Here is an 8,834-nt window from a genome sequence, read left to right on the forward strand (position 1 = left end):
GGCGCAGGCGCCCGCCACCGAAACCCCCGCGCCCGCCGCCGAGAACCAAGCTCCAGTAGTACGTGCAGACGGGGCGCTGATGACCAATATCATCGGTGAATCGGTCTATAATGGGACCGGCGACGATGCCGAAGACATCGGCAAGGTCGACGACGTCGTTTTCGATGCAAGCGGCAACGTAAAATCCGTCATCATCGGCGTCGGCGGATTTCTTGGCGTCGGCACCAAGGATGTCGCCTTCGATTACAACAAGCTGGAATGGGCCGAGAAGAACGGCGACCGCTGGCTCGTAGCGAAGACGACCAAAGACGAGCTGAACGCACAGGCGGCCTTCGATCGCAAGGCCTATGATCCGGCCCCGGCGCAAACGACCGATGCCACGCAGCCTGCGACCACCGACACCGGAACGGCGCAAGCGCCCGCGCAGCCGGCCCAGCCGGTAGAGAAGGCTGAAGGCAATCTCGCCACCAACATCATGGGCGAGTCGGTCTATAACGGAACCGCCGACGACGCCCAAAAGATCGGTGACGTCAACGACATCGTTCTTGCCAAGGACGGCAAGGCCGAATCCCTCGTGATCGGCGTCGGCGGCTTCCTGGGCATTGGCGAGAAGAACGTTACCTTCGACTTCGCCAAGGCCAAATGGGCAGAGAAGAATGGCGATCGCTGGTTGATCGCCGAGACGACGAAGGAAGAGCTGGAGGCTCAGCCGGACTTCAACCGCAAGGCCTATGATCCGGCGCCGGCCGCAGCCACCACGGCTTCGAACACTGCTCCGGCAACGACCACCCCTGCCGTGACCTCGTCCGACACCACGGCCGACAAGGAGGCCAAACCGGCTCAGCCGGCCCAGACGACGGCTGAGACCAAGCCCGCGGCGCCGGCTGCGAATACGACGGCTGAGAACAAGCCAGCCGATACCGGCACAGCCGCCACCGACACGACCAAGACAGCCTCGATCGACAAATCGACGTTGAACGAAATGCCGATGGGCAACATCAGAGTCGACGATCTGAAGGGCACCACGGTATACGGCGCCAACGATGTCGAGATCGGCGAGATTGGCGACGTCGTGCTGACGCCCGACAACAAGCCGGATGCGGTGGTTATCGATGTCGGCGGTTTCCTCGGCATCGGCGAGAAGGAAGTCGCCCTCGGCATGGATAAGCTGAAGTTCATGACCGACAAGGACGGCAACAAGTATCTCTACACCAACTTCACCAAGGAGCAGTTGGAGGCGCAGGCAGCCTACGACAAGAGCTCCTATGCCGCAAACCGCGACAAGCAGAGGATGGTCCTGCAGTAAGGGACCAGGCAGCAGCAGCAGGCAGCAGGGAATACGCGTTTCGCTATTCCCTGCTGCCTGCTGTCTTGCTCACGTGGCCGACCACTCCGTCCTTTGTCAGCTCCGCCAGCGCGAGTGATTGGTCGAGATGGTTGGCGCGCCAGGTGAGCATCTTCTCGGCGAGTTCCACGCGCACCGGCAGATAGGCGGGGTCGTGCGCGACGTTGCTCAACTCGTCCGGATCCTTAGACAGGTCGAAGAGAAGCGGCGGCAGGCCGCCGCCGAAATGGACATATTTGAAAGCCTCGGTGCGAAGGACGGCAAGGTTGCAGTCGCGTGAGCCGATGCCGAAATGCCGCTCGGCTTCGCCGTCGGCGACCGAGCGGAAATCGAATTCCCAGTGCGCCGCGTCGCGCCAGTCGGCCGGCTCCTCGCCGTCGAGCCAGGACGCCAGCGACCTGCCGTCGAGGTGCGGTTCGGGTGCTGCGCCGATCAGGTCGAGCAAGGTCGGGAAGACGTCCACCGCCTCGGTGAAACGATCGATGGAAGCGCCGGCCGCTTCTGTCCGGCGCGGATCGCGCACGATCAGCGGAATGTGGTAGCTGGCGTCGAAGAAGCCGCCTTTGCCAAGCATGAAGTGGTCGCCCATCATCTCGGCATGGTCGGAGGTGAGCACAACCACAGTGTCATCCCAACTGCCGGCCGCCTTCAGCGCTTCCCAGATGCGGCCGAGCTGCGCGTCGAGCTCGGAGATCATGCCGTAGTAAAGCACACGGATCCGGCGGAAATTCTCCTCGCTCCAATCCCGCACCTTGCCCTCGGCGCCGGGAACGAACTTCGTCCGCTTCTGCAGGCCAAGATCGTATGCGAGGTAGGGGTGGCTTTGCGCCTCGGCCTGCCAGTTCGCCGCGCGCCGGAAAGCGGGGCCGTCGGCCGGGTCGTACATGGTGTTGTAGGGCTGCGGCACGATGAAAGGCGGGTGCGGGCTGATGAAGGAGATGTGCCCGAACCACGGCGCCGCCTGCTCCTGTTCGCCAAGCCAGCGGATGAATTCGCCGGCCAGGAAAGCCGCCGGCGTCTGGTCCTTCGAATAGACCGGCGGCGCGTTGCTTACATCATCGCCGACCTTGCCCTGCTTGCCAGCCGGACGATGGATGCCCGGTATCCCGGTGCTCGTGTCGATGCCTTGCGTCCGCAGCCAGGACAGCCACTGCTTCTGATGTTCGGGCAGCAACTGCCGGACGCTGAAGCCGGGCAGCACGCCTTCATAACTCCTCAGCCGCGGATCGCCGGCCGCAAGCCGGCGCGGATCCGGCGCAACATCGGTATAACCGAACAGCGTGGGGTCATAACCCACCGCGCGTGCGGAAAGCGCGATGTTACCGTGGCGGGCGTCGAGCGGCGAGCCGTTGCGGCAGACCCGGTTGTTCATCTGATAGAGGCCGGTGTAGAGGCAGGCGCGCGCCGGCGAGCAGGGCGCCGCTCCACCGTAGTGGCGCTGGAACAGCACGCCCTCGGCCGCGAGCGCATCCACATGCGGCGTTTTCACCACCGGATGTCCCGCCGCCGACAGACAATCGCCGCGCCACTGGTCGCAGGTGATGAGAAGAACATTCGGGCGGCTCACTCGGTTGTCCAAACTCTTCTCCTCAAGACGGTGCGCCCGCTCATGGAGCCGAAATTTCCCGATCGGCGCAAGGAGGCAGTTTCATCAATTGGTGAACATAGGTCTTATGGCCGTTCACTTTTGTGATACAGTCCATTCTGAGTTTGGTCGCTTTGCCGGGCCCGGCGCTATCCTCATATTGCGTGGACAGCGGCAAGGGCCGCAGCAAGGATAGGGAAGGAGCAAGACCATGCTCAATCAGATCAAGGGCCTGCATCACGTTACCTCGATGGCAAGCGATGCGCGCCGCAACAACGAATTCTTTACCAAGAAGCTCGGCCTGCGCCGGGTGAAGAAGACCGTCAATTTCGACGCACCGGACGTCTATCACCTCTACTATGCCGACGAGTTCGGCACGCCGGGCTCGGTGATGACCTATTTCCCGTTCCCCGACATCGGCAAGGGCCGGCATGGGGTGGGTGAGGTCGGCACCACCGTCTTCTCGGTGCCGGAAGGCACGCTCGGCTATTGGGAAAAGCGCTTCGCCGACGAGGGCGTCAGCGGTGTTGGCCGCAGCGAAAGCTTCGGCGAGAAGCGGCTTGCCTTCACCGGCCCCGACGGCGACAGTTTTGCGCTGGTCGAAGACAAGGCCGACGGCAGAGCGCCCTGGGTGAAGGGCGGCGTCCCCGCCGATGAGGCGATTCGCGGCTTCCACTCGGTCGCGCTGAGACTGAAGGACGGCGGCGCCACCGAGGAGCTGCTGAAGTTCATGGGCTATGAAGAGGTCGACAAGTCCGGCAACATCCGCCGGATGGCGATCAAGAACGGCAACGGCGCCGACGTCGTCGACATCGAATCGCTGCCGGGCGCAGGCTTTGCCAATCTCGGCGCCGGCTCGGTGCACCATGTCGCCTTCGCGGTCGAGGATCGCGCTAGGCAGCTCGAAGTGCGCAAGGCGCTTGTCGACACGGGTTACGGCGTGACGCCGGTCATTGATCGGGACTATTTCTGGGCGATCTATTTCCGCACGCCGGGCGGCGTGCTGTTCGAGGTGTCGACCAACGAGCCGGGCTTCAACCGCGACGAGGACACCGCGCATCTCGGCGAGGCGCTGAAGCTGCCGACGCAGCATCAGCATCTGAGACCCTATCTCGAACAGCATCTGCAGAAGCTGGAAGACTGACGCCATGAGCAAGAACGCCTACATCCACAAAGTGCTGCCCGGTTCGCCGGGCAGCGCGCTGCTGTTCGTCTTCCACGGCACCGGAGCCGACGAGAACCAGCTTCTGTCCTTCGGTCGCGAGCTCGCGCCTTCGGCGACGATAGTCTCGCCGCGCGGCGATGTGTCGGAGCAAGGTGCCGCCCGTTTCTTCCGCCGCACCGGCGAAGGCGTCTACGACATGGACGACCTCGCGCGGGCGACGGCCAAGATGGCCGGCTTCGTCAAGGCGCATGTCGAGGCGGCAAAGCCCTCGGCGGTGTTCGGCCTCGGCTATTCCAACGGCGCCAACATCCTGGCCTCGGCGGTGTTCGCCGAGCCAGGACTGTTCGATGCCGCGGCGCTGATGCATCCGCTGATCCCGTTCGAGCCGCAGGTGCAGGGCAGCCTTGCCGGGCGCCGCATCCTGATCACGGCCGGCAGGCGCGACCCGATCTGCCCGCCGAACCTGACAACGCGGCTGGAGGCCTATTTGCGCGCCGACGGGGCCGATGTCACAGTGGAATGGCACAACGGCGGGCACGAGGTGCGGCCGAATGAAATCGAAGCGGCGCGGCGGCTCTTTGCCCTCTCGCTCGTCGGCGCAGGAGGCAAGAAAAATGGCTGACCAGCTGCCTGAGATCGAACTGGAAGATCGCGGCTCCAAGGGTCGCTACCTGCTGCGCGGACCAGGCGGCGCCGAGGCCGAAATGACCTTCACCAAGGTCGGCGAGCACCAGCTCATCATCGATCACACCGAGGTGCCGGATGTCTTTCGCGGCCAGGGCGCCGGGCTTCGCCTGGTAGCCCGCGCCGTCGAGGACGCGCGCGCGGCGGGCAAGAAGATAATCCCGCTCTGCCCCTTCGCCAACGCCCAGTTCCGCCGCCATCCGGAATGGGCCGACGTGCTGAAATAGTAGCACTTGTCTTCCCCTTCTCCCCCGGGGAGAAGGGGGCCGCGAAGCGGCCGGCTGAGGGGAGTTCCAGGGAAAACCGACGTCTCACTCCGCTGCAGCGCCCCGAACCGTCTCGGCGCTGCGCGCCGATCCATCGCCGCCGGGGGCGAGCGACGCGTCTCGCCCAGCCATAAATGCGAACACGCGTCTGGCATTTGCGCAGTTCGGCCATCTTGCCTAATTAGACAGATCACCTGGGATTCTCCCGCCCCGATCCGCCACCTCAAAAAAGCGAATGGCCTGATGACCGAATCCGACCTCATTCCCGTTTTCGATGGCCACAACGACACGCTGCTCAGGCTCTACCAGTCGAACGAAGCCGATGTCGAAAAGCTGTTCATCGAGGGCACGCCGGGCGGTCACATCGACATGCCGCGCGCCAAAAAGGGCGGTTTTGCCGGCGGCATGTTCGCCATCTTTCCGCCGCCGATCGAAAAGACCAAGCGCAGCGCCGTGCCGCCGGCGCCGAGCGACAACGAACCACTGCCGCCGGAACTGCCGCGCGCCGAGGCGGTCACGTCGACCATCGGCATGGCCTCGATCCTGTTCAGGCTCGAGCGCGCCGGCGCGCTCACGGTCTGCCGCAGCGCCGGTGATGTGCGCGAGGCGATGGCGAATGGCTCGATCGCCGCGGTGTTCCATATCGAAGGCGTCGAGGCGATCGATCCCGAACTTGCCATGCTCGACGTGCTCCATGCCGCCGGGCTCCGCTCGCTGGGAATCGTCTGGAGCCGGCCGAACGCCTTCGGCAACGGCGTCCCGTTCCGCTTTCCCTCGTCGCCCGATACCGGGCCGGGCCTGACCGACGCCGGCAAGGCGCTGGTCAAGGCATGCAACCAGCTCAGGATCATGATCGACCTCTCGCATCTCAATGAGAAGGGTTTTCGCGATGTCGCCGCGCTCAGCGATGCGCCGCTGGTCGCGACCCACTCCAACGTGCATGCGATCTGCGGCCATTCGCGCAACCTCACCGACTGGCAGCTCGGCGCGATCCGCGAAACGGGCGGCATGGTGGGCCTGAACTTCGCCACCGGCTTCCTGCGCGAGGACGGCCGCATGAATGCCGACACCAGCCTCGACATCATGCTGCGCCACATCGAGTCGCTGTTGCAGGCGCTGGGCGAGGACGGTGTCGGTCTCGGATCCGATTTCGACGGTGCCATGATCCCGGCGGTGATCGGCGACGTGGCAGGCCTGCCGAAGCTCCTCGATGCGCTCGCCGCTCGCGGCTTCGGGCGCGCGCTGATCGAGAAGATCGCTTATCGGAATTGGCTGCGTGCCCTTGAAAGGACGATCGGATAAAGTGACAATCTTGGACGTTCGGAATTGGGCCAGAACGCTCCCCCAACGTCGTCATCCTAGGGCGAAGCAGGAGCGCAGCTCCGTCGCGCTGCGGGCTTACGCACCCAAGCGCTTAAGCCATTCCTTGCCGACACCGCGGTCGCGGATGATCGGCAAGGGGTCTTCATGGTCGAGCCGAGCGCAGATGCGGTAGACCTCCAGCGTGTCGGCATCCATCTCGCCGCGCTTGAAGAAGAACATCGCCGCCGCATAGCGGGTGCGGCCGGACCACATCTCGCCGAGCGGCGTGTTGACCAACTGCCACTGCTCGGTCGCTTCCGCCTCCGCGTCCAGCCTGTCCGCATCCCCTTCCACGTCAAAAATCCGCCGGCGGGTTGGCGGTGCGGCGGTCGAGCTTGATGAACGGCCGCGGCACCACTTTCGCCCGCTTCATCAGCTTCTGGTACCGCAGCTCGCGCAAGGCGTAGATCTCGACCCAGAGGTCGTCGACGACCCTATCGCCGTAAGGCCGTTGCAAGGAGGCGATGGCGATGTTGCGCTTGGCCATGGGCGACCACATCGCCGCGCTGACGAGCCCGACCTCCCGGCTCTTCTTCCAGTAGACGATGGCGTGCTCGGCCGGGATGTTGCCTTCGATCTCCAGCCCGACCAGCACATGGCGCAGCTGCTTCTTCGCCCGCGCTTCGAAGATGGGGCGGCGGCCGTTGAAGTGGCCTTTGTCCGGATCGACCATGAAGCCGAGGTCGATCTCGTCCGGCATGCGCAGGCGGTCGGCACGGATGGCGTGCTCGGCAGTGGTGAAGTCGGCATTGGCGACGATCAGCCCGGCTTCTAGCCGGGCGCGATTGAGCGCCGTGTAGCCGATGGCGCGGATGCCGCGCAGCCCGCCCGCCGCCATCAGCCGGTCCCATAGGCTCAACGCCTTGTCCGCCGGCACGAACAGCTCGTAGCCGAGATCGCCGGTGAAGCCGGTGCGCGATATGGTGACGGCAGCGCCGTCATGCGCGAAGTCGGCGAGGTCGAAAACCTTCAGCCGCTCGATGCCGGCAAAGCCGGCGTCGCGCAGGATGGCGAAGGAGGTTGGGCCTTGCAGCGCGAGCCCGGCGATCGCTTCGGTTTCTTCCTCGACGCTGACCTCATAGCCGATTGCGCTGTCAAGCAGCCAGGGCAGATGCCGCTCCTGCGAGCACAGCCGAAAGCGCGTCGGCGACAGCCGGAACAGCGTGCCGTCATCGAGGACGAAACCCTCGTCGTCGCACCAGGCGGTGTAGTGGACGCGGCCCGGCTTCAGTCTGGTCACGTCGCGCAGCGTGACACGGTCGAGATAGGCTTCAGCGTCCGGACCCTCGATCCGGTATTTCGTCATCGGCGAGATGTCGAAGAGTGCCGCCTGGCTGCGAATGGCAAAATACTCCAGCTCCTCGTCCCAGAGCGAATGCGGCGCGCGGTAGCCGGCCCAGTTGTACCAGTCGTTTGTCAGCGCCAGCGCGTCGATGCGCGGCTGGAAAGGTGTGCCGAGCCGAAGCGTGCGGAAGTGGGATTGCGCAAGGGTGCGGGCGGAATTGATTTTCACATGAGTATTCGTGTTGGCGTCGTAGAGCGCTGCGTTTGTGAATGGCGAAATCATCTCATGCCCTCATCGCGATGATGCGGCGTGCGGCGTTGAGGCCGGGGGCGCCGGAGATGCCGCCGCCGGGATGCGAACCGGCGCCGGCAAGGAACAGCCCTTCGAGCGGCGTGTCGTAGCCCGACCAACCGGAGACCGGCCGCGACATCAGCATCTGGTCGGCCTGCAACTCGCCGTGGTGCCAGTGGCCGCCAGGCATTCGGTAGCGTCCCTCGATGTCGTCCGGAGTCAGCAACTCGGCATGACGCACCGTGGCGCCGATGCCAGGCGCATAGGCTTCGAGCTGCGCCATGATCGCCTTGAGGAACTGCGGCTTGCCGGCGGTCCAGCCCTGTTTCAGCGCATAGGGCGCGTACTGCACGACCGCGGACAGCACGCAGGCGCCGGAGGGTGCCAGCGAAGGATCGACCAGGCTGGGCAGCGTGATCTCCATCACCGGCTCGGGCGAGAACTCGCCATATTTCGACGGGTTGAAGGCGCCCTCGACATGGTCCGGCGAAGGCGCGATGACGAGTCGGCCCTTGTGGCCAGCGGCGTCGACGCCGGCAAATTGCGGCGGCCGGTCGAGCGCGAGATGGAGCTTCGCCGCATCGCCCTTCATCCGGATGTTCTTCACCTTGCGCACGAAACCGGTGTCGACCTCGCGCGGCCCAGCCAGATTGAGGATCGTCGTTGCGGGATTGATGGCCGAGACGACCGCTTTTGCGCGCAGCGCTTCGCCGCCCTGCGTGACGACACCGACGGCACGGCCCTTCTCGACGACGACCTTGGCGACCGGCGAAGCCAGACGGATCGAAACACCCGCTTGCTCGGCCGCCGAGCGGATGGCGGCAACGACCGCGCCCATGCCACCCTTGGGC

General features: G+C 64.9%; 9 protein-coding genes. 5 read left to right on the forward strand and 4 right to left on the reverse strand.

The window, feature by feature from the left end:
* Positions 1 to 1,306: PRC-barrel domain-containing protein (locus EOA79_RS26000; protein WP_164893951.1), on the forward strand; the 1,306-nt coding region annotated here is incomplete at its 5' end.
* 43 nt (positions 1,307 to 1,349) lie between these two features.
* Here the strand turns inward: EOA79_RS26000 and EOA79_RS26005 are convergent.
* Positions 1,350 to 2,912: an alkaline phosphatase family protein gene (locus tag EOA79_RS26005; RefSeq protein ID WP_245322319.1), complete on the reverse strand. Its 1,563-nt coding sequence runs from the start codon at positions 2,910 to 2,912 to the stop codon at positions 1,350 to 1,352.
* Between the two features lie 229 nt (positions 2,913 to 3,141).
* On the opposite strand from EOA79_RS26005, the gene EOA79_RS26010 reads away from it, so the two are divergent.
* The 4 genes from EOA79_RS26010 to EOA79_RS26025 all read left to right on the forward strand — a co-directional run bounded on the left by EOA79_RS26010 (position 3,142) and on the right by EOA79_RS26025 (position 6,347).
* Positions 3,142 to 4,074, forward strand: a complete 933-nt coding sequence (locus EOA79_RS26010) for a VOC family protein (protein ID WP_067319265.1) — start codon at positions 3,142 to 3,144, stop codon at positions 4,072 to 4,074.
* 4 nt (positions 4,075 to 4,078) lie between these two features.
* A complete protein-coding gene (locus EOA79_RS26015) occupies positions 4,079 to 4,717 on the forward strand; it encodes an alpha/beta hydrolase (protein WP_095824024.1) in 639 nt (212 codons plus the stop codon).
* On the forward strand, positions 4,710 to 5,006 hold the full coding sequence (locus tag EOA79_RS26020; RefSeq protein ID WP_095778179.1) for a GNAT family N-acetyltransferase: 297 nt from the start codon (positions 4,710 to 4,712) through the stop codon (positions 5,004 to 5,006). Before EOA79_RS26015 ends, EOA79_RS26020 begins: the two co-directional genes overlap by 8 nt.
* A gap of 282 nt (positions 5,007 to 5,288) precedes the next feature.
* The gene (locus EOA79_RS26025) at positions 5,289 to 6,347 is read left to right on the forward strand and encodes a dipeptidase (protein ID WP_095824023.1); all 1,059 of its coding nucleotides are present in this window, start codon (positions 5,289 to 5,291) and stop codon (positions 6,345 to 6,347) included.
* Between the two features lie 96 nt (positions 6,348 to 6,443).
* Here the strand turns inward: EOA79_RS26025 and EOA79_RS26030 are convergent, their stop codons facing one another.
* The 3 genes from EOA79_RS26030 to EOA79_RS26040 all read right to left on the reverse strand — a co-directional run.
* The gene (locus tag EOA79_RS26030; RefSeq protein WP_095824022.1) at positions 6,444 to 6,701 is read right to left on the reverse strand and encodes a hypothetical protein; all 258 of its coding nucleotides are present in this window, start codon (positions 6,699 to 6,701) and stop codon (positions 6,444 to 6,446) included.
* 1 nt (position 6,702) lies between these two features.
* Positions 6,703 to 7,974 carry an aminomethyltransferase family protein gene (locus EOA79_RS26035; RefSeq protein WP_245479291.1) on the reverse strand — a complete coding sequence of 424 codons (1,272 nt, stop codon included), beginning with the start codon at positions 7,972 to 7,974 and terminating at the stop codon, positions 6,703 to 6,705.
* A gap of 1 nt (position 7,975) precedes the next feature.
* A partial coding sequence (locus EOA79_RS26040) for an NAD(P)/FAD-dependent oxidoreductase (RefSeq protein WP_164893952.1) occupies positions 7,976 to 8,834 on the reverse strand: 859 nt, incomplete at its 5' end.

The organism is Mesorhizobium sp. M1A.F.Ca.IN.020.03.2.1 (assembly GCF_004023205.1).
Taxonomy (GTDB): domain Bacteria; phylum Pseudomonadota; class Alphaproteobacteria; order Rhizobiales; family Rhizobiaceae; genus Mesorhizobium.